The organism is Flavobacterium aquaticum, assembly GCF_003259835.1.
In the GTDB taxonomy this organism is placed as follows: Bacteria; Bacteroidota; Bacteroidia; order Flavobacteriales; family Flavobacteriaceae; genus Flavobacterium; species Flavobacterium aquaticum.
On the sequence record NZ_QLMI01000001.1, the window covers coordinates 15,544 to 34,261 of the forward strand.

24 protein-coding genes are annotated in these 18,718 nt (G+C 32.5%); 17 read left to right on the forward strand and 7 right to left on the reverse strand.

Annotated elements, in window-relative coordinates; all coding sequences use genetic code 11:
* The first annotated feature begins 68 nt into the window (after positions 1 to 68).
* On the forward strand, positions 69 to 1,157 hold the full coding sequence (meaB, locus tag B0I03_RS00090) for a methylmalonyl Co-A mutase-associated GTPase MeaB (RefSeq protein ID WP_111565465.1): 1,089 nt from the start codon (positions 69 to 71) through the stop codon (positions 1,155 to 1,157).
* A gap of 57 nt (positions 1,158 to 1,214) precedes the next feature.
* On the opposite strand, the gene B0I03_RS00095 is transcribed toward meaB, so the two are convergent.
* The 5 genes from B0I03_RS00095 to B0I03_RS00115 all read right to left on the reverse strand — a co-directional run bounded on the left by B0I03_RS00095 (position 1,215) and on the right by B0I03_RS00115 (position 6,541).
* Entirely contained in the window at positions 1,215 to 1,445 is a 231-nt protein-coding gene (locus tag B0I03_RS00095; RefSeq protein WP_008253940.1) for a hypothetical protein, read from the reverse strand.
* Between the two features lie 26 nt (positions 1,446 to 1,471).
* Positions 1,472 to 2,881, reverse strand: a complete 1,410-nt coding sequence (locus tag B0I03_RS00100; protein WP_111565466.1) for an MATE family efflux transporter — start codon at positions 2,879 to 2,881, stop codon at positions 1,472 to 1,474.
* A 99-nt stretch (positions 2,882 to 2,980) separates the two neighbouring features.
* The gene (locus tag B0I03_RS00105) at positions 2,981 to 3,682 is read right to left on the reverse strand and encodes an ABC transporter ATP-binding protein (protein WP_111565467.1); all 702 of its coding nucleotides are present in this window, start codon (positions 3,680 to 3,682) and stop codon (positions 2,981 to 2,983) included.
* 93 nt (positions 3,683 to 3,775) lie between these two features.
* Positions 3,776 to 4,609 (reverse strand): O-methyltransferase, encoded by an 834-nt coding sequence (locus B0I03_RS00110; protein ID WP_111565468.1) that lies wholly within the window; start codon positions 4,607 to 4,609, stop codon positions 3,776 to 3,778.
* Positions 4,610 to 4,678: 69 nt separating this feature from the next.
* Positions 4,679 to 6,541 (reverse strand): ABC-F family ATP-binding cassette domain-containing protein, encoded by a 1,863-nt coding sequence (locus B0I03_RS00115; RefSeq protein WP_111565469.1) that lies wholly within the window; start codon positions 6,539 to 6,541, stop codon positions 4,679 to 4,681.
* Between the two features lie 80 nt (positions 6,542 to 6,621).
* Between B0I03_RS00115 and B0I03_RS00120 the strand changes: the two genes are divergently transcribed.
* From B0I03_RS00120 to B0I03_RS00185, 14 genes are all read left to right on the forward strand, one after another.
* Positions 6,622 to 6,825, forward strand: coding sequence for a hypothetical protein (locus tag B0I03_RS00120; RefSeq protein ID WP_111565470.1), 204 nt, complete (start codon positions 6,622 to 6,624; stop codon positions 6,823 to 6,825).
* Positions 6,822 to 7,124, forward strand: a complete 303-nt coding sequence (locus B0I03_RS00125; RefSeq protein ID WP_111565471.1) for a hypothetical protein — start codon at positions 6,822 to 6,824, stop codon at positions 7,122 to 7,124. Before B0I03_RS00120 ends, B0I03_RS00125 begins: the two co-directional genes overlap by 4 nt.
* Positions 7,124 to 8,242: a glycosyltransferase family 2 protein gene (locus tag B0I03_RS00130; protein ID WP_111565472.1), complete on the forward strand. Its 1,119-nt coding sequence runs from the start codon at positions 7,124 to 7,126 to the stop codon at positions 8,240 to 8,242. Before B0I03_RS00125 ends, B0I03_RS00130 begins: the two co-directional genes overlap by 1 nt.
* A gap of 84 nt (positions 8,243 to 8,326) precedes the next feature.
* Positions 8,327 to 9,646, forward strand: a complete 1,320-nt coding sequence (locus B0I03_RS00135; RefSeq protein WP_111565473.1) for a dihydrolipoamide acetyltransferase family protein — start codon at positions 8,327 to 8,329, stop codon at positions 9,644 to 9,646.
* Positions 9,647 to 9,982: 336 nt separating this feature from the next.
* The gene (locus B0I03_RS00140; RefSeq protein ID WP_111565474.1) at positions 9,983 to 11,188 is read left to right on the forward strand and encodes a hypothetical protein; all 1,206 of its coding nucleotides are present in this window, start codon (positions 9,983 to 9,985) and stop codon (positions 11,186 to 11,188) included.
* A gap of 78 nt (positions 11,189 to 11,266) precedes the next feature.
* Positions 11,267 to 12,037, forward strand: a complete 771-nt coding sequence (locus tag B0I03_RS00145) for a 3'-5' exonuclease (RefSeq protein WP_111565475.1) — start codon at positions 11,267 to 11,269, stop codon at positions 12,035 to 12,037.
* Between the two features lie 69 nt (positions 12,038 to 12,106).
* Positions 12,107 to 12,718 carry a fumarylacetoacetate hydrolase family protein gene (locus B0I03_RS00150; protein ID WP_111565476.1) on the forward strand — a complete coding sequence of 204 codons (612 nt, stop codon included), beginning with the start codon at positions 12,107 to 12,109 and terminating at the stop codon, positions 12,716 to 12,718.
* A gap of 2 nt (positions 12,719 to 12,720) precedes the next feature.
* Positions 12,721 to 13,065 (forward strand): hypothetical protein, encoded by a 345-nt coding sequence (locus B0I03_RS00155; RefSeq protein WP_026724601.1) that lies wholly within the window; start codon positions 12,721 to 12,723, stop codon positions 13,063 to 13,065.
* 42 nt (positions 13,066 to 13,107) lie between these two features.
* The gene (locus B0I03_RS00160; protein WP_111565477.1) at positions 13,108 to 14,355 is read left to right on the forward strand and encodes a CinA family nicotinamide mononucleotide deamidase-related protein; all 1,248 of its coding nucleotides are present in this window, start codon (positions 13,108 to 13,110) and stop codon (positions 14,353 to 14,355) included.
* A 79-nt stretch (positions 14,356 to 14,434) separates the two neighbouring features.
* On the forward strand, positions 14,435 to 14,677 hold the full coding sequence (rpmB, locus tag B0I03_RS00165; protein WP_008253904.1) for a 50S ribosomal protein L28: 243 nt from the start codon (positions 14,435 to 14,437) through the stop codon (positions 14,675 to 14,677).
* Between the two features lie 20 nt (positions 14,678 to 14,697).
* Positions 14,698 to 14,880 carry a 50S ribosomal protein L33 gene (gene rpmG / locus B0I03_RS00170; protein WP_008253902.1) on the forward strand — a complete coding sequence of 61 codons (183 nt, stop codon included), beginning with the start codon at positions 14,698 to 14,700 and terminating at the stop codon, positions 14,878 to 14,880.
* An 8-nt stretch (positions 14,881 to 14,888) separates the two neighbouring features.
* Positions 14,889 to 15,041, forward strand: coding sequence for a DUF4295 domain-containing protein (locus B0I03_RS00175; protein ID WP_014389076.1), 153 nt, complete (start codon positions 14,889 to 14,891; stop codon positions 15,039 to 15,041).
* Between the two features lie 123 nt (positions 15,042 to 15,164).
* Positions 15,165 to 16,145, forward strand: a complete 981-nt coding sequence (gene ftsY / locus B0I03_RS00180; RefSeq protein ID WP_111565478.1) for a signal recognition particle-docking protein FtsY — start codon at positions 15,165 to 15,167, stop codon at positions 16,143 to 16,145.
* Between the two features lie 11 nt (positions 16,146 to 16,156).
* A complete protein-coding gene (locus B0I03_RS00185) occupies positions 16,157 to 16,336 on the forward strand; it encodes a hypothetical protein (RefSeq protein WP_111565479.1) in 180 nt (59 codons plus the stop codon).
* 14 nt (positions 16,337 to 16,350) lie between these two features.
* On the opposite strand, the gene B0I03_RS00190 is transcribed toward B0I03_RS00185, so the two are convergent.
* Positions 16,351 to 17,415: a serine hydrolase domain-containing protein gene (locus B0I03_RS00190; protein WP_111565936.1), complete on the reverse strand. Its 1,065-nt coding sequence runs from the start codon at positions 17,413 to 17,415 to the stop codon at positions 16,351 to 16,353.
* 104 nt (positions 17,416 to 17,519) lie between these two features.
* On the opposite strand from B0I03_RS00190, the gene B0I03_RS00195 reads away from it, so the two are divergent.
* Positions 17,520 to 17,936, forward strand: coding sequence for a lipocalin family protein (locus tag B0I03_RS00195; RefSeq protein ID WP_111565480.1), 417 nt, complete (start codon positions 17,520 to 17,522; stop codon positions 17,934 to 17,936).
* A gap of 1 nt (position 17,937) precedes the next feature.
* On the forward strand, positions 17,938 to 18,234 hold the full coding sequence (locus B0I03_RS00200) for a DUF721 domain-containing protein (RefSeq protein ID WP_111565481.1): 297 nt from the start codon (positions 17,938 to 17,940) through the stop codon (positions 18,232 to 18,234).
* A gap of 50 nt (positions 18,235 to 18,284) precedes the next feature.
* Here B0I03_RS00200 and B0I03_RS00205 read toward each other — a convergent pair whose 3' ends face one another.
* Positions 18,285 to 18,704 carry a nucleoside-diphosphate kinase gene (locus B0I03_RS00205; protein ID WP_008253880.1) on the reverse strand — a complete coding sequence of 140 codons (420 nt, stop codon included), beginning with the start codon at positions 18,702 to 18,704 and terminating at the stop codon, positions 18,285 to 18,287.
* Positions 18,705 to 18,718: the final 14 nt, after the last annotated feature.

The window sequence follows — 18,718 nt, forward strand, 5'->3', positions numbered from 1 at the left end:
TTCATTGAGTAATTTGCTTTTTGAAACTGTTTTTGTTTTCCGTACTTTTACTTCGCGAAACAAATTAGATGGAAAAGCCAAGTGTACATAAATCTGCTTTAAAAGAAAAAGAAGGCGTTGCCCAACCCGAAACGTTGAGTACGGTTGTCGCGCATCAAATTCAACAATTTCGAAGAAAACAACCTTCGGCAGAAGAATTAATTGTTGGAATTCTAAAAGGAGACAAAACCGCATTGAGTCGCGCTATTACTTTGGTTGAAAGTACGAATCCTGAACATTTAGCCAAAGCGAATGAAGTCATAAAAGGTTGTTTGCCACATGCGAATAACTCCGTTCGTATTGGAATTACTGGTGTTCCTGGGGTTGGGAAAAGTACGTTTATTGAAGCTTTTGGAAAATATCTTACTTCTATTGGGAAGAAAGTAGCTGTGTTAGCGGTTGACCCGAGTTCGTCTATTAGTCACGGAAGTATTTTGGGCGATAAAACCCGAATGGAAGAATTGGTAAAAGATGAAAATGCTTATATCCGACCAAGTGCTTCAGGCGATACGTTAGGAGGAGTTGCCAGAAAAACTCGTGAAACTATTATTCTTTGTGAAGCTTGTGGTTTTGATACGATAATTATTGAAACCGTTGGAGTAGGGCAAAGCGAAACCGCTGTACACAGTATGGTGGATTTCTTTTTGTTGTTGAAAATTTCAGGCGCTGGCGATGAATTACAAGGTATCAAACGCGGTATCATGGAAATGGCAGACACTATCGTAATCAATAAAGCCGATGGTGACAATGTTGCGAAAGCCAAATTAGCCAAAACCGAATTCAATAGAGCTTTACATTTATTTCCAGCTAAATCATCCGGTTGGATTCCGAAAGTGACGACTTGTAGTGCTTATGAAAAAACAGGGATTGATGCAATTTGGGAAATTATTTCAGAGTATTTCGAATTGGTAAAATCCAATCAGTATTTCGAAGAAAAACGTCAAAATCAAAACCAATTTTGGATGATGGAAACGATTAATGAACAATTGAAATCACACTTTTACAATCATCCGAATATCATTCAACTACTAGAAGAAAACAAAAAAGCCGTGCAAAATAATGAAACTTCACCTTTTGCAGCAGCTAAGCATTTGTTGGAACAATATTTTAAAAAATAATTTTTAGTAGAGACAAGTCAATGACTTGTCTCTACGGGAATCAATAATAATCAAAAATTATTCTTGCTCGTAACGTTCAATTTCTCTATCGTAGAATTCTCCAGCAATGGTAATTAAATGTTCCATTTCTGATTCCAATTCTTTTTCGTCTTCTTCTTCGATGTCTTCTAAAAATTCTACTTCGTCATCTTTTAAATTGATTACGAATCTTGGATATTCTAAATGGATTACAAAAATATCTTCTGGAAAATCGGTATTATCTCCGATAACAAATTTTGGTAAGTTCATGTTTTTATGATTTTAATTTCTTCTTTTTATTGTAATTGAACTTGTCCCGAAGCTTCGGGATTGGTTTGCCCTTGAACTAGTTTTTTAGTCAAATAATTAAAGCGAATATACAAAAATATCGCGGCTGCTGTTAATCCAGCCAAAAGTCCAATCCAAACGCCAACGGCTTTTAATTCGGTTTCTAATCCTAAGTAAATCGATATTGGAAAACCAATTACCCAATACGCTACAAAAGTAATATACATTGGAATTTTTGCATCTTGTAAGCCACGAAGCGCTCCTAAAACCACCACTTGCAAACCATCTGAAATTTGAAAAACCGCAGCAACTAAAAGTAAGTTAGCTGAAATTGCGATTACTTCTAAGTTTTCGCTTAGATTTTTTACATCGTTTATATCCACGAAAATATATGGTAAGCTTGTGTGTAAAACCACAAACAATAAAGCAAAAACCACTTCGATAATTATCGTTAATAAGAAAATGGAAATTGCTACTTTTCGTAAGGTAACATAATCATTCAACCCTTTTTGGTTTCCAATACGAATCATTGCCGTAACGCTCAATCCCATCGCAAACATAAAGGTTAACGAAGCTAAACTCAACGCAATTTGATTCGCTGCTTGACTAGTTGTTCCAATCATTCCACATAACCAAATGGCTCCAGTAAATAAAGCGACTTCAAAGAACATTTGCATGGCAGAAGGCATTCCAATTTTAATGATTTTTTGGTTGACTTCCTTCTTAATTTCTTTCAAACTAAATCCTTTAAAATAGGGATGGAATTTCGGTTTTAAATTCATCATGTAGTGCATAAAACCTAACATCACAAAACGAGAAGCGATAGTTCCTACAGCTGCTCCAACGATGCCCCATTTTGGGAAAATCCAAATTCCGTAAATTAGAAAATAGTTGATAACCACATTAGTAATATTTCCAATAATGGTTGCCCACATCGAATATTTCGTTTCGCTCAAACCGTCGGCAAACTGTTTGTACGCTTGGTACATAATTAAAGGAATCAACGAAAAACCTACGATATCTAAATAGGGTTTTGCCATTTCCACTACGGCTTCGGGTTGCCCCATGTAAGCAATTAATGGTTTCGAAAAGAAAATTAAAGTAAATAAAGCAACACCTAAAATCGTACATAAATACAATCCATGATGAAAAGCCGAACGACCTCCAGCCACATCATTTTTTCCATCTGATTCTGCTACTAAAGGCGTAATAGCTGTTGAAAATCCAATACCTAATGACATGGCAATGAAGACAAAACTGTTTCCTAATGAAACCGCCGCTAATTCAGTTGGACCTAATTTTCCGACCATGATATTATCTACAATTCCCACAACAGTATGGCCTAACATTCCTAAAATAATAGGGTAGGCTAATTTTAAGTTATATGAAAATTCTTTAGAGTAGTCGGAAAAAGTCATTTTGGCAATTTTGAGCAAAGGTAATAATTTGAAAAGGATTTCAAGAAAAAACCTGACAGGATTCAGAATCTTGTCAGGTTTAATTATTGTGAATTGAATTTATTTTTTAATATTCGGATTTATGGTATCACTTTCGATAATTCCGTCACGTAAACGAATGATTCTGTGAGCGTAAGCTGCAATGTCTTCTTCGTGTGTTACTAAAATTACGGTATTTCCGTTGGCGTGAATTTCATTAAATAAATTCATAATTTCCACCGAAGTTTTACTATCTAAGTTTCCTGTTGGTTCATCGGCTAAAATGATAGAAGGTTTGTTAACCAAGGCTCTAGCAACCGCCACACGCTGACGTTGACCACCCGATAACTGATTTGGTTTGTGATCCATTCTGTCTTGAAGTCCTACTTGTGTCAATACTTCGGTAGCTCTTTCAACACGTTCCGATTTCGAATGACCGGCATAAACCATTGGTAAAGCCACATTATCCAAAGCCGTTGTTCGTGGCATTAAGTTGAACGTTTGAAAAACGAATCCAATTTCTTTATTACGAATTCCTGCCAATTCATCGTCTTGCATTTCACTTACGTGTTTTCCGTTCAAAATGTAAGTTCCTGAAGTTGGTGTATCCAAACAACCTAAAATATTCATCAAAGTTGATTTTCCAGAACCAGAAGGTCCCATTAAAGCTACATATTCTCCTTTATTGATTTCTAAATCGATGCCTTTTAATACATATACGATTTCGTTTCCTAAAGGGAAATCTCTTTTGATATTGGTTATTTTAATTAACGGATTTGCCATTTTGAATGTCGAATGTTGATTAACGAATTATGATTTCAGAAGTTTTAAATTCCGATTCTATTATAAGTAGAAAAAGAAAGGAATTTGTTACAACTAAAAACGAATTCTTTCAAACAAGTGTGAACTAATCGTTTTATTCGGATTGATGATGAAATGTTCTTTTTCTTGTTCGGCTCTATAAAACACAATTCCCCATTGAAAAGTATCAATCGTAACGGAAACTTTTGGATGATTTTTTATGATTTCCCAAGCTTCTTCCATATCAGTTGACCAATGAATATCATCGAAAATCCAAACAGAATCATTTGAAATCGTAGGAAGTAAGGCTTCAAAATAATCTAAAGTCGCTTTTTTGGAATGATTGCCATCGAAATAGATTAGGTGATGGGTTATGGGTGAAAGGTCAAGGGTTTTAAAATAGCTTGAAAATTCGGTATTAACGAATTCAATATTTTGAAAATTTGAATTTTGTTCTTGACTTTGTAATTGAACTTGCGCTTGTTTCTGCGTATTTGGACAACCTTCTAAAGTGATAATGTCCGAATTTTTATTTCCCAATGAAAGTGCAGAAGTAGCCAATCCTAATGAAGTGCCAATTTCTAAAACGCTTTTTGGTTGAAAATAACGAACAATTCTAAAAAGTAGTTCTGCATTTTTTGGAGTAATTCCAGCGGTTTGTGCAATTTTAGAAATTTCTCTTGTATTCGATTTAAAAACTCGTGAACCTACACCAAAATCGGTAACTTCAATCGTGTTTTTATTTTCTAAAAGCGATTTTCTATACGATTTTAAAGTTTCGTATTCAGGATATTTAGTTGCGTCATAAAAACACTTCGTAACCAAATCAAACACAAATGGCGAATGCACTCCATGTTCGTTTTTGGAATGGAAAAGGAATTTTATGTAAGATTTTATTAAATGATTCATGAGTTAAATACAAATTTCACGAATTAGCACGAATTCAATTAGTGAAAATTCGTGAAATTCGTGTAAAATTTATTCCATTTTCGAACTTAATTCAAACCAACGTTCTTCTTTTTCTTCTAAAGTTTGAATGATTTTTTGTAATTCGTTGGCTTTTGCTTCAATTTTATCATCTGAAACTTTTCCGTCGGCGAATTCTTGTTCGATTTGTTTTTTGTTGTATTCTAAATCTTTGATTTCTTTTTCAATTTTATTGAATTCTTTCTGTTCATTGAAACTCAAACCAGTTGAAGCCGTTTGTTTTTCTTTCCAATTTGTTTTTTCAGTACTAACCGAATTCAAAACTTTTGGCTCAGCTGAATCTTCATACGCTCTAAAATCAGAATAATTTCCAGGAAAATCTTCGATTTCACCTTCGCCTCTAAAAACAAATAAGTGATCCACGATTTTATCCATGAAATATCTATCGTGACTCACAACCAATAAACAGCCCGGATAATCTAAAAGGAAACTTTCTAATACATTTAACGTAACAATATCTAAGTCATTTGTAGGCTCATCCAAAATCAAGAAATTTGGATTTTGAATTAAAACGGTACATAAATACAAACGTTTCAATTCGCCACCGCTTAATTTTTCTACGAAATCGTATTGTTTTTTGGCATCAAATAAAAAGCGTTCCAATAATTGCGAAGCTGAAATAATTTTTCCTTTCGTTAACGGAATATATTCGCCATATTCTTTGATGATATCAATAACTTTTTGTCCCGGTTTTGGATTGATTCCGCTTTGCGTGTAATAGCCAATTTTAATCGTATCGCCAATAATTACTTTACCAGAATCCGGTTGGATAGTTTGAGTTAAAATGTTCAAGAAAGTTGATTTTCCTGTTCCATTTTTACCAATAATACCAATACGTTCGCCACGTTGAAAGGAATAACTGAAATCTTTTAAAATGGTTCTATCAGGAAAGTTTTTGTTCAGTTTTACCATTTCGATAATCTTGCTTCCCATCCGTTCCATGTTGATTTCCAACTCAACTACATTTTCTTTTCTACGACTTTCTGCTTTTTCTTTAATTACGTAAAAATCATCTTGACGTGATTTTGATTTAGTCGTTCTAGCTTTTGGTTGACGACGCATCCAAGCTAATTCTTTTACGAACAAGTTTTGTGCTTTGTCGATACTCGCATTTTCAGAAGCCAAACGTTCTTCTTTTTTTTCTAAATAATACGAATAATTGCCTTTGTATTGGTATATTTTTCCGTTATCTAATTCTATGATTTCATTACAAACACGTTCCAAAAAGAAACGGTCGTGCGTTACCATAAACAACGTTATATTTTCTTTTGCAAAATAATCTTCTAACCATTCAATCATTTCTAAATCAAGGTGATTGGTTGGCTCGTCTAAAATTAATAAATCAGGTTTGCTAATTAAGATAATCGCTAATGATAATCGCTTTTTTTGTCCACCTGACATGTTTTTGACTTTCATTTTCAAGTCTTCCAACTTCAGTTTGTACAAAATTTGCTTGAATTGCGTTTCAAAATCCCAAGCATTGTGTCGGTCCATATCATCAAAAGCTCTTTGATACGCTTCTTCATCATTCGGATTTTCTAAGGCTTTTTCATAGCGTTCAATTACTTTCAAAATTTCATTATCCGAAGCAAAAATATTTTCCTCAATGGTTAATTCGTCTTGCAAATTATTGTTTTGCGACAAAAACGCCATGTTGATTTCTTTTCGAATCACCACTTGACCTGTATCAGGCTCATCCAAACCATTAATCATGTTCATAATGGTGGTTTTTCCCGAACCGTTTTTAGCGATAAAAGCTATTTTTTGATCTTTGTTAATTCCAAATGAAACGTTGTCAAACAACACGCGTTCACCATAGGATTTTGATATATTTTCGACTGATAAGTAATTCATAATACAATTTAGAAATGCAAAAATAGTTTATTGTATCTAAAGATTATAGATTATTTCCTAACTTTGTGAAAATGCATTTTATGACTTCCAAAAAGAAAAATAAAATAGAAGAACCAACTGAAGCTTACGAAGTAACTCCGAAAATGGGAGTAACTTCAGAAGAATTGCATCCTGTTTTGGTTCAATTATTGGAAAAATCCATCAAAGAAATTGAAGAAGGTAAGACATCTACGCACGAAGAAGTAATGAAACGATTTAGAGAAAAATTTCCATTGCAGAAATGATTTATAAAATTGAATGGACTTTTCGTGCTGAAATTTCTTTTTTCGAGGAGGCTCAATTTATTTTACAAAAGTGGAATATTTATGAGGTAAACAAATTTGAAAGTTTGGTTGGAGATGAGTTAAAAAGACTGTCAATTAACCCAACAATAGGTAATTTTAAAGGTGATGATGTTTATTCTTTGTCATTATCCGAACAGACAACATTGTTTTATAAAATAAATAAAGATTTAAGTCTGATTGAGTTATTATTGTTTTGGAATAATTTAAGAAATCCAGATGATTTAATCAAACTATTATAATGCATCTATCAGTAATCATCCTTAATTATAATGTCTGCTTTTTTTTAGAGCAATGTTTGCTCAGTGTTCAAAAAGCATTGAAAGATATTGATGGCGAAATTATTGTCATTGATAACGCTTCGTCTGATGATAGTTGCGAGATGATGAAAATCAAATTTCCGCAAATTAAACTCATTCAAAATAAAGATAACTTAGGTTTCCCAAAAGGAAATAACATCGGAGTTGCTCAAGCCAAAGGCGAATACATTTGCATCTTAAATCCTGATACTGTTGTTGCAGAAGATACTTTTTCAAAAATACTGAACACTAAAAACTGGCAACTAAACACTGGAATTATCGGTTGTAAATTAATTGATGGTGCAGGAAATTTCCTTCCCGAAAGCAAACGTGGTGTTCCAACGCCTTGGGTGGCTTTTACGAAGATTTTCGGATTGTATAAAATCTCAAATTATTTCGGGAAATATTATGCGCAACATTTATCGGAAAACGAATCTGGGAAAGTGGATATTTTGGTTGGAGCTTTTATGGTGATGAAGCGCGAATTGTATCTCGAAGTCGGTGGTTTTGATGAAGATTGTTTTATGTATTCGGATGATATCGATTTGAGTTATTTGGTTTTGAAAACAGGAAAATCGAATTATTACTTTCACGAAACTTCGGTGATTCATTATAAAGGAGAAAGTACCGTACGAGATGGAACGTATATGAAACGTTTTCGCGAGGCGATGCAATTTTTTTACAAAAAACACTTTAAAAAATCATGGTTTTTTGATGTGATGATGCAAGTAGGAAGTTTTGTTTTTAGTCTTTTGAAGAAGAATCAACAAAAAAATGAAGTTAGAACTATTGATGAATATGTAGTTTTTTCAAAAGGAAATTTAGAATTGAATCTATCAAAAAAAGCAACTTATTTAGTTGATTTTAATCAATTTGTGAATCAACCTAAAAAAAACATTGAAATAATATTTGATACGACTACTTTTAGTTTTGCCGAAATTATTACTTTTATGCAGTTAAATAAGAGTAAAAATCTAAGTTTTAAGAATTATATTTCGAGTTCTAATTACCTAATTGGAAGTAATAATTCGAATGATAGAGGACAAATAATTTTGTTGTAAAAAATTATTGAATTGTTTAAAAAACGAACGAAAAATTAGTATTTTTGCAAACCAAATACAAAAACACAACTTTAGTTTAAAGATATGGCAAAGTTTGAATTGAAATTACCTAAAATGGGTGAAAGTGTTGCAGAAGCAACAGTTACTAACTGGTTAAAAAAAGTTGGTGATAAAATTGAAATGGACGAAGCAGTACTTGAAATTGCTACTGATAAAGTAGACAGCGAAGTGCCTTCAGAAGTTGCAGGAACACTTGTTGAAATTTTATTTAATACCGATGATGTAGTTCAAGTGGGACAAACAATCGCTATTATCGAAACGGAAGGTGGTGCCGTTGCAGCAACTCCACAAGTTAAAGCAGACGCTCCAGTTGCAGTTGCGGAAGTAGCAAAAGCAGTGGAAGTAGCAAAAGAAACTGTAGCTCCAGCTGATTTTTCTCCCGACTATTCGGGATCGGAAAAATTCTTTTCACCTTTAGTTAAAAACATTGCTAAAGAAGAAGGAATTTCATTAGCAGAATTAGAATCTATTGCTGGTTCTGGTAAAGATGGTCGTGTAAACAAAGAAGATTTATTAAATTATATCAAAAATAGAGGAAGTCAGCCTGCAGTTGTTGCTCCCGAAGCTTCGGGATCCGCAGTGGCTCCAAAAGCAACTCCATCTCCAGTTCAAGCTGTTCCAGTTTCTGTAAATGGTGGTGACGAGATTGTGGAAATGGACAGAATGCGTAAGTTGATTTCGGGTTACATGGTAGCTTCGGTACAAACTTCGGCTCACGTTCAGTCGTTCATTGAAGTTGATGTTACCAATATTGTAAAATGGAGAGATAAAGTTAAAAATGCTTTCGAGAAGAGAGAAGGTGAGAAGTTAACTTTTACACCAATTTTCATGGAAGCGGTAGCAAAAGCATTGAAAGATTTCCCAGGAATGAATATTTCAGTTGATGGTGAATTTATCATCAAACGTAAAAATATCAACTTAGGAATGGCGGCAGCGTTACCAAATGGAAACTTAATCGTTCCTGTAATTAAGAATGCAGACCAATTAAACTTAGTTGGAATGGCTAAAGCGGTTAACGATTTAGGGAACCGTGCAAAAGCTGGAAAATTAAAACCAGACGACACACAAGGAGGAACTTACACGGTTACGAATGTAGGAACTTTTGGTTCTGTTTTCGGAACTCCAATTATCAATCAACCACAAGTAGGTATTTTAGCTTTAGGTGCTATCAGAAAAGTGCCAGCAGTTATTGAAACTCCAGAAGGTGATTTTATTGGAATCCGTCAAAAAATGTTCTTATCGCACTCATATGACCACAGAGTTGTTGATGGAGCGTTAGGAGGAAGTTTTGTAAAACGTGTTGCGGATTATTTAGAAGCTTTTGATGTGAATAGAGATTTCTAATTTGAAATAAATTATAAATTAACCCGATACTGAAAAGTGTCGGGTTTTTTGTTTTGGAATGAATTGCTTGGTTGTCCTAGGTTTCCATATTTCTGCTCTCCGTTTCAAACGAAATTCACGAAACTCCGTTCAAAATATAAAATATTGTGAAGTAGTCTTTTTTAAATTTCAAAAAGTTTAAAAAGGATTTTTATCTACCATAATGTAATTAGGTTTATTAGTATTGAAAAACTAATCAATTAAAAAGTAAATTGACTAATTTTATTACAAAATATTTTTCATATATAGATAATTATTTAAATAATTTAATACATTTGAAAAATTTTAAACAAAACTATGAAAAAAATATTTTACTTCTTTGTTGTTTTTGCTGTTGCGTTGGTATCTTGTAGTAAAGATGATTCAGATTTAGCATCAGATTCTTTTGAAAATCTTGTGGTAAACACAAAAACACCAATTTTTAATTCATCAACATATTCTTATTCAGCTGGAGGTAATTTATCTGTTGCCTTGCAAAATGATAATTTTGACTATGAATTTGGTGTTTGCTATAGTGAAAGTCCAAATCCGAATGTTATTAATTCTAATACGGTTTCAGGGTATTTAAACAATACAAATTTTGATTGTTTAATTAATGATATTGATTTAGGTGTAACATATTACATTAAGGCCTATGTAAGGAAATTACAAACTAATGAAATCAAGTATGGTAATGAAATTACATTTATCCAACCACTTAATTTAACGACCAATATTGTTAAAAATATTTCACTAACAGGCTTTTCAGTAACTGTCAATGTTGGTAGTGATTTGTCTAATAATAGCGAGAGAGGTGTTTGTTATAGTACTAGTCCAAATCCAACTGTTTCAAATGAGAGACTTGATGATCCTACTAATGGTTCTGGAAATTTCACTATCACAGTAGATGGAGTTCAGACATTCTCTCCTAGTTACTATGTGGATCGAAATACAACTTACTACCTAAGAAGTTTTGTTTATTTAAATGGGCGTTATTATTATGGTAACGAAGTAAGTTTTAAAACATGTGGCTATGTTGGTGGTTCTGGTGGATATGTTTTTTATGATAAAGGCGAAACCACTAATGGCTGGAGGTATTTAGAAGCTTCAACTACAAAATTAAATGATCCAAATTCAACTAATTTTAAATGGTCAAATACATCAACTTTTATGTCTGGGATTAGTCAAGAAATAGGAGCTGGATTAGATAACTCTACGCTTATTAGGAATTCCAATAATTTTACTAATATTGCTGCGACAATGTGTATTTTTGTTTCAAATAATAGTGTAAATGATTGGTTTTTACCCTCAATTAAAGAGTTGAAAGAGTTGTATAAATTAAAAATAGCAGGTCTTGTTTTTAATCCTGCATCGGGCCCTAATTCTTACTACAATAAAAATGTTTTAAGTTCTTCGCAAAGAGATAATACAACATGTTATGGTGTGAATTTTGAAAACGGTAGTGAAGTAATTATGACAAAAACGGATCAATTATATTCAGGTTGGCAAGTAAGAAGGTTTTAATTAAATAGTAATAATAAAAAGCCCGATAGTTTTTAGAAGCTATCGGGTTTTTCTATCTTTGTCACATATATAAATGCTATGGAATTAAAATTAACACGCCCTATCTGCTTTTTCGACCTTGAAACTACAGGAATTGATGTAGCACGAGACCGAATCGTAGAAATCTCAATATTTAAAGTATATCCTAACGGAAATAAAGAAAGTAAAACTTGGTTGGTAAATCCAACGATTCCTATTCCGCCACAAACTACAGCGGTTCATGGAATTACAGATGAAAAAGTAGCGAATGAGCCAACATTCAAAGAATTAGCTTCTCAAATACATAACATGATAAAAGATTCGGATTTGGCTGGATTTAATTCGGACCGATTTGATATTCCGCTTTTAGCTGAAGAATTATTACGTGCTGAAGTTGATTTTGATATGAAAAATAGAGTTTCTGTTGATGTACAAACCATTTTCCATAAAATGGAAGAACGAACTCTAAGTGCGGCTTACAAATTCTATTGCGGACAAAGTTTAGAAAACGCCCACAGTGCCGAAGCAGATACTATGGCAACTTACGAAATCTTAAAAGCGCAATTGGATCGTTACGAGAATTTAGAAAACGATATGAAATCATTAGCTGAATTCACCACAAGAAAAAGATCGGTTGATTTTGCTGGATTTATTGCTTTGAACAACGAAGGAAAAGAAATTTTTACTTTCGGAAAACACAAAGGTGCTTTGGTTGAAGAAGTTTTTAATAAAGAACCTGGTTATTTTGGTTGGATTCAAAATGCTGATTTTCCATTGTATACTAAAAAAGTACTGACAGGAATTAAATTAAGAAAGTTAAATACTAAATAAAGTGATTAGTGAAAAGTAATTAGTGAATAGTTGCTGATTACTTTTCACTATTTACTAATCACTAGAATTATGAAAATAATCTGCATCGGGCGCAATTACGCTGACCATATTTCGGAATTAAATAATGAAAGGCCAACAGAGCCAGTTATCTTCTTGAAACCGGATTCTTCTATTTTACCTAATAAAAATCCATTTGTGATTCCTGCTTTTAGTAATGATATTCATCATGAAGTGGAAATTTTAGTTAAAATTTGTAAAGTTGGAAAACATATCGATGTTAAATTTGCTCATAAATATTACGAAGAAATTGGTTTAGGAATCGATTTTACAGCTCGAGATGTACAAAGTAAGTTGAAAGAGAAAGGTTTACCGTGGGAAAAAGCAAAGTCATTTGACCATTCAGCGGTAATTGGGAACTTTACATCGAAAAAAAATTATACTTCGCTAGAAAATATTAACTTTGAGTTAAAATCAAATGGAACCACCGTTCAGGAGGGTAACACTAGTTTAATGTTGTGGAAAATTGATGAGTTAATTGCTTATGTTTCACAATATTTTACATTAAAAATTGGAGATATTATTTTTACAGGAACTCCAAAAGGTGTTGCAAAAGTGACTGAAGGTGATGTTTTAGAAGGTTTTATTGAAGGAAAATCGATGTTTAAAATTCAAATTAGGTAGTTATGGCATTACAATATAATTTAGCGAAAGTGTATGAAATTTCAGAAAATGATATTGAATTTGCATTACAAATTGTGACTTTGTTTTTAGAGGAAGTTCCAGCTGAAATAAAATCAATTAAAGTTGCAATTGAAGAGAAAGACTACACAAGAACTTATTCGTCATGTCATAAAATAAAACCTACATTGGATTTACTTGGTATGGATTTAGCTTACGAGGAAAATATCCAAATCATGACTTGGGCTAAAGCCGAAGGCAAACGAAAAGAAATTAAAGAGGTTTTTAAATCATTAAAAGATAGAATTGATTTAGCAGTTAAAGAAATCAAGAAAGATTTTAAGCTGTAATATTCTTATTTAAAATTCCCCAAAATCTATTAAATATTTAAAATGAAAGCTGCTATAGTTACCATTGGCGATGAAATTCTTATTGGCCAAATTGTAGACACTAACTCTTCTTACATCGCAAAAGCTCTTGATAAAATTGGGATTGCAACGCATGAAATGTTGTCAATTTCCGATGATAAACAACATATTTTAGATACTTTTCATTCACTTCAAAATAAGGTAGAAGTTGTTATTGTAACAGGTGGATTAGGTCCAACTAAAGACGATATTACTAAGAAAACTTTTTGTGACTATTTTGATGATGAATTAATTGAAAACGAAGCGGTTTTAGCACATGTAAAATCTATAATTGAAGGTTTTTATAAGCGTCCAATTACGCAAATTAATAGAGAACAAGCTTTAGTTCCAACTAAAGCAAAAGTACTTTTCAATCAAGCAGGAACAGCGCCAGGAATGTGGATGGAGAAAGAGAATACGGTTTTTATTTCCTTGCCAGGTGTTCCGTATGAGATGAAGTATCTGATTGATAACGAAGTAATACCAAATTTAGTTCAAAAATTTGAGCGTCCATATATTGTGCATCAAACTATTATGACGTATGGTCGAGGAGAAAGCATGATTGCAGAACAAATTGAAGAATGGGAAGATAATTTACCCGATTTTATAAAATTGGCTTATTTACCTAGTCCGGGAAAAGTTCGCTTGAGATTAACTGCTAGAGGAAATGACGAAGCATTATTAAAAGAAGAAATCAAACGCCAAGTTGAAAAACTCGATTTATTGATTCATGATATAATTGTTGGTTATAACGAAGATGAGCCAATTGAAGTAGTTTTAGGGAGATTGTTGACTGAAAAAATGTTAACAATTTCAACTGCAGAAAGTTGTACAGGTGGAAAAATAGCTTCAACTTTGTCTGCAATTTCAGGAGCTTCAAATTATTTTAAAGGAAGTGTGGTGAGTTATGCAACTCAAACTAAAATTGATGTTTTAGAAATTGATGAAAATATAATTGCAAAATATGGAGTAGTCAGTGCTGAAGTTGCAAAAGAAATGGCTATATCGGTTCAAAAAATGATGAACTCAGATTATGTGATTGCTACAACAGGAAATGCTGGTCCAACAAAAGGAGATGAAGATGCTGAATTAGGGATAGTTTTTATTGGAATCGCAACGCCTAATGACGTTTTTGTTGAGGAATTTAACTTTGGTCAACCGCGTGAAAAAGTCATTGATAGAGCGGTAAGCAAAGGGTTGGAGCTAATTTATAAAGAAATTTTAAAAAAATAGTAAAAGATAGTTGTGTATATGAAATGGATTTTGTTTCTTTGCACCCTGATTTTAGATAACGAAATAAAGATTAGAAATAATGTCAAGAGTTTGTGAACTTACAGGTAAAAGAGCGATGGTTGGAAACAATGTTTCTCACGCTATGAATAAAACAAAGAGAAAATTCTCTGTTAACTTAGTTAAAAAACGTTTTTATATTCCTGAAGAAGATAGATGGGTAACGTTGAAAATTTCAACCGCTGCTTTAAAAACGATTAATAAAAATGGAATTGCTGCTGTATTGAAAAATGCAAAAGCTAACGGATTTGTTAAATCTGTATAATCCTTAAAACATAGATCAAAATGGCAAAGAAAGGTAATAGAATCCAAGTTATTTTAGAATGTACAGAGCACAAGACTTCAGGAGTTCCTGGAACATCTCGTTACATTACTACAAAAAATAAAAAAAACACTCCAGATAGATTAGAGATTAAAAAATTTAATCCAATCTTAAAAAGAGTAACTGTTCACAAAGAAATTAAATAAGATAAGTCATGGCAAAGAAAACCGTAGCAACTTTACAAACAGCTTCTAAAAGATTAACTAAAGCTATTAAAATGGTTAAATCTCCAAAAACGGGTGCTTATACTTTCGTTGAGTCAGTTATGACTCCTGAAGAAGTTGATGAGTTCTTGAAAAAGAAATAATTCATTTTACATTATATAGATGAGCTACTTTCGTTTGAAAGTAGCTTTTTTATTTTTACATTTGTCTGATAAATGGATTTGGAGTAAAATCATTTCTGCAAATACTTAAACCCTAATTTTAGTATGAGTTTTTTTAAAAAAATATTCTCTTCTGATAAGAAAGATCAAAACATTAGTCAAGAGGCTAAGCAAACTTTAGATAAAGGTTTAGAAAAATCGAAAACATCGTTTTTTTCTAAGCTAACCAAAGCTGTTGCGGGAAAATCTAAAGTAGATGCGGAAGTTTTAGATAACTTAGAAGAAATTTTGGTTTCTTCAGATGTTGGTGTAAACACAACTTTAAAAATTATTGAACGTATAGAAGAACGCGTTTCAAGAGATAAATATTTAGGGACTGATGAATTAAATGGCATTCTTAGAGAAGAAATTGCAGGTTTGTTATCAGAAACTAATTCAGGTGAAGCAACTCAGTTTGAAATTCCAGCGAACACAAAACCATATGTAATTATGGTAGTTGGGGTTAATGGTGTGGGAAAAACAACTACAATAGGAAAATTAGCATATCAGTTTAAAAAAGCAGGCTACAATGTTGTTCTTGGTGCAGCAGATACTTTTAGAGCGGCTGCAATCGACCAATTACAGATTTGGGCAGATAGAGTAGGTGTGCCAATTGTAAAACAACAAATGGGAAGTGATCCAGCATCTGTTGCATTTGATACATTGCAAAGTGCCGTAGCTCAAAATGCTGATGTAGTAATTATTGACACAGCAGGTCGTTTGCATAATAAAGTTGGTTTGATGAACGAACTTTCTAAAGTGAAAAAAGTAATGCAAAAAGTGGTGGAAAATACCCCAAATGATGTACTTTTGGTTTTAGATGGTTCTACAGGTCAAAATGCCTTTGAACAAGCTAAACAATTTACAGCAGCAACAGAAGTTTCGTGTTTAGCGGTTACAAAATTAGATGGAACTGCAAAAGGAGGCGTTGTTATTGGAATTTCAGATCAGTTTCAAATACCTGTTAAATATATTGGTGTTGGTGAAGGAATTGAAGATTTACAAGTGTTTAATAAATACGAATTTGTAGATTCGTTTTTTAAATAAGATTTACTACAGTGAGAGAACTTTTAAAATACAGAACAGTACAATTATTCTTAGCGGCTGTTATCATGGCTTTAGTAGCCATCCCATTTGAGGATTATGATTATGTTTTTATCACACTAAGATTAGCATCTTTTGCTATTTTAATGTATTTACTAATAAAGTTTACAAGCGGTAAGAAAAAAACAAAATAAAAAAATAAATGCTGTTAGTTGATAACAGCATTTATTTTTTCCCAAAGCTCATTGTCGAAGCCAGAAACGGCAAAACTTGGATTAGCAGGATTTGATGCCTCCCCCATTCTTACAATTACTATTTTTTTGCTCGGAACTACGTAGATTCTTTGGTCAGCTGCTCCCATCGCAGCATACATTTCAGCGGGAGCATTAGGAACAATTGATCCTGTATATGATGTTTGTCCGCCTGGTAACATAAAGTTAAATTTTCCATTTAACCACCACAAATAACCATACGATGGATTGATATTTTGAGATGTTGAAATGCTTTCATTAAAATAGGTTTGATTGATAATTTGCTCGTTATTCCATTTTCCTTTATTCATTGCTAATAATCCAAAACGCGCCATACTTCGAGTATTGCTATGATATATTTTATATATAACTCCGTTATTCCAAAAGCCATCCATTCCAATTTTGTTTTTCAATTTAGAATTAAAATAATTTTCAAATGTTTGACCGGTAGAAGCAGCAACAACATCCATTAATTTTTGAAAAACATTATGATACGACCATCGGGTTCCAGCATCGGCTAAATAAGTTAAATTGGGAAGAATTACTAAGTCGCTTTCGTCATTAATTCCAGATGTCATGGTTAATAAATGACGAGACGTTATTAAGTTTTCTTTTTCTAAAGGTTCACTTGTCCATCCAGTTCCAAGATATTGAGAAACTCTAGTATTTATATTCATTAGATTTTCTTGTTGTGCAATTCCTATGGTACTTGCTGTTAGTGTTTTTCCGGCACTATTCCATTGCCAGGTATCATTTGCTGTATGACCATTGAAATAATTTTCTATAACAATTTTACCATTGTGCAAAATGATAAAGCCTTTTGTGTGTTTTAATTCTAAATAATCCAATAAAGGCTGAACTTCTGATCGATTCCAATCTAAGCTTTCAATAGTTTTGGTTTCCCAAGTTGTTGAGCCAATAGGAGGAAAGTACATTTGTTCTACTGGAGTTGTTGTAGAAGAATCGTCAGAATTGCAATTTATAAATAGTAGTGACGCAAGTAGGGGGATAATCTTTTTCATAGCTGTAAAAATGGTTGTACATTCATTAGACAATAAAATTACAGAATAGTTTAATTCAAATGATTTTTAATTGTAAATTTATAATCTAATTTGATAATAATAGTATGAAAAGAATTCTTTTGTTAATTGTTTTATTATCAGTTCTTTCGTGTAAACAGAATATTTCGGAGGCTGATATTTCAAATTTAAACGGTTATTGGGAAATTGAAAAAGTTGAACTTCCAGATGGAGATAAGAAAGAATATAAAGTAAATGAAACGATAGATTTCTTTAAAATTGAAGCTAATAAAGGTTTCAGAAAGAAAGTCATGCCTCAGTTGGATGGAACGTATTTAACAAATGATATTCAAGAAGATGTTGTTGTGGTTGTTAAGGATGGAGACGCATCAATTCAATATAAAACTACTTATGCTTCTTGGAATGAGGAAATCATCGAATTAACAAAAGATAAATTAGTAGTTAAAAACGAGCAAGAAATAGAATATTATTATAAAAGACCAGCAAAATTTTCGGTAAAATAAAATGGCTAAACGATTTAATGAAGAGAGTTCTATAGGAGATGTGTTAAAACAATTTATTTCTCAAAATAAGTTGGAAGCAGGTATGGATGTTGTTAGTGTTCGAGATGCTTGGAAAAACTTAATGGGAAACGGAGTAAACAATTATACAACTGAAATTCAATTAAAAGGTTCTACGCTTTATGTAGCTTTATCATCAGCGGTTTTACGAGAAGAATTAAGTTATGGAAAAGAAAAAATTATCAAGATGATTAATGAAGAACTTAGAAAAGATTTGGTAACGAATTTAGTTTTACGATAAAAAAAATCCCGATTCATTGAATCGGGATTTTTATATGATAATTCTAAAAATTAGAATTGCTCTCTTCCTGAAAAATGGAAAGCACCTTCAATAGCTGCGTTTTCATCAGAATCTGATCCGTGAACTGCATTTTCTCCAATTGAAGTAGCGTATTTTTTACGGATAGTTCCTTCAGCTGCATCAGCTGGATTAGTAGCTCCAATTAAAGTTCTGAAATCCTCAACTGCATTTTCTTTTTCTAAGATAGCAGCTACAATTGGACCTCTAGTCATAAATTCAACTAATTCACCAAAAAATGGTCTTGCAGCGTGAACTGCATAAAAAGCTTGTGCATCAGCAATAGTTAATTGAGTTAATTTCAAAGATACAATTTTGAAACCACCTTCTGTAATCATGTTTAAGATACCACCAATATGTCCGTTTTCTACAGCATCTGGTTTAATCATTGTAAAAGTTCTGTTTGTTGCCATTTTTAAATTTTTTG

Coding starts and splice junctions, on each gene's coding strand:
- B0I03_RS00115 (WP_111565469.1), bottom strand. CDS start 6,541: ATGAATTACTTATCAGTCGAAAATATATCAAAATCCTATGGTGAACGC.
- B0I03_RS00140 (WP_111565474.1), top strand. CDS start 9,983: ATGAAAAAAATATTTTACTTCTTTGTTGTTTTTGCTGTTGCGTTGGTA.
- B0I03_RS00095 (WP_008253940.1), bottom strand. CDS start 1,445: ATGAACTTACCAAAATTTGTTATCGGAGATAATACCGATTTTCCAGAA.
- B0I03_RS00125 (WP_111565471.1), top strand. CDS start 6,822: ATGATTTATAAAATTGAATGGACTTTTCGTGCTGAAATTTCTTTTTTC.
- B0I03_RS00145 (WP_111565475.1), top strand. CDS start 11,267: ATGGAATTAAAATTAACACGCCCTATCTGCTTTTTCGACCTTGAAACT.
- B0I03_RS00150 (WP_111565476.1), top strand. CDS start 12,107: ATGAAAATAATCTGCATCGGGCGCAATTACGCTGACCATATTTCGGAA.
- B0I03_RS00155 (WP_026724601.1), top strand. CDS start 12,721: ATGGCATTACAATATAATTTAGCGAAAGTGTATGAAATTTCAGAAAAT.
- B0I03_RS00175 (WP_014389076.1), top strand. CDS start 14,889: ATGGCAAAGAAAACCGTAGCAACTTTACAAACAGCTTCTAAAAGATTA.
- meaB (WP_111565465.1), top strand. CDS start 69: ATGGAAAAGCCAAGTGTACATAAATCTGCTTTAAAAGAAAAAGAAGGC.
- B0I03_RS00130 (WP_111565472.1), top strand. CDS start 7,124: ATGCATCTATCAGTAATCATCCTTAATTATAATGTCTGCTTTTTTTTA.
- B0I03_RS00100 (WP_111565466.1), bottom strand. CDS start 2,881: ATGACTTTTTCCGACTACTCTAAAGAATTTTCATATAACTTAAAATTA.
- rpmB (WP_008253904.1), top strand. CDS start 14,435: ATGTCAAGAGTTTGTGAACTTACAGGTAAAAGAGCGATGGTTGGAAAC.
- ftsY (WP_111565478.1), top strand. CDS start 15,165: ATGAGTTTTTTTAAAAAAATATTCTCTTCTGATAAGAAAGATCAAAAC.
- rpmG (WP_008253902.1), top strand. CDS start 14,698: ATGGCAAAGAAAGGTAATAGAATCCAAGTTATTTTAGAATGTACAGAG.
- B0I03_RS00105 (WP_111565467.1), bottom strand. CDS start 3,682: ATGGCAAATCCGTTAATTAAAATAACCAATATCAAAAGAGATTTCCCT.
- B0I03_RS00110 (WP_111565468.1), bottom strand. CDS start 4,609: ATGAATCATTTAATAAAATCTTACATAAAATTCCTTTTCCATTCCAAA.
- B0I03_RS00195 (WP_111565480.1), top strand. CDS start 17,520: ATGAAAAGAATTCTTTTGTTAATTGTTTTATTATCAGTTCTTTCGTGT.
- B0I03_RS00200 (WP_111565481.1), top strand. CDS start 17,938: ATGGCTAAACGATTTAATGAAGAGAGTTCTATAGGAGATGTGTTAAAA.
- B0I03_RS00190 (WP_111565936.1), bottom strand. CDS start 17,415: ATGAAAAAGATTATCCCCCTACTTGCGTCACTACTATTTATAAATTGC.
- B0I03_RS00160 (WP_111565477.1), top strand. CDS start 13,108: ATGAAAGCTGCTATAGTTACCATTGGCGATGAAATTCTTATTGGCCAA.
- B0I03_RS00205 (WP_008253880.1), bottom strand. CDS start 18,704: ATGGCAACAAACAGAACTTTTACAATGATTAAACCAGATGCTGTAGAA.
- B0I03_RS00120 (WP_111565470.1), top strand. CDS start 6,622: ATGACTTCCAAAAAGAAAAATAAAATAGAAGAACCAACTGAAGCTTAC.
- B0I03_RS00135 (WP_111565473.1), top strand. CDS start 8,327: ATGGCAAAGTTTGAATTGAAATTACCTAAAATGGGTGAAAGTGTTGCA.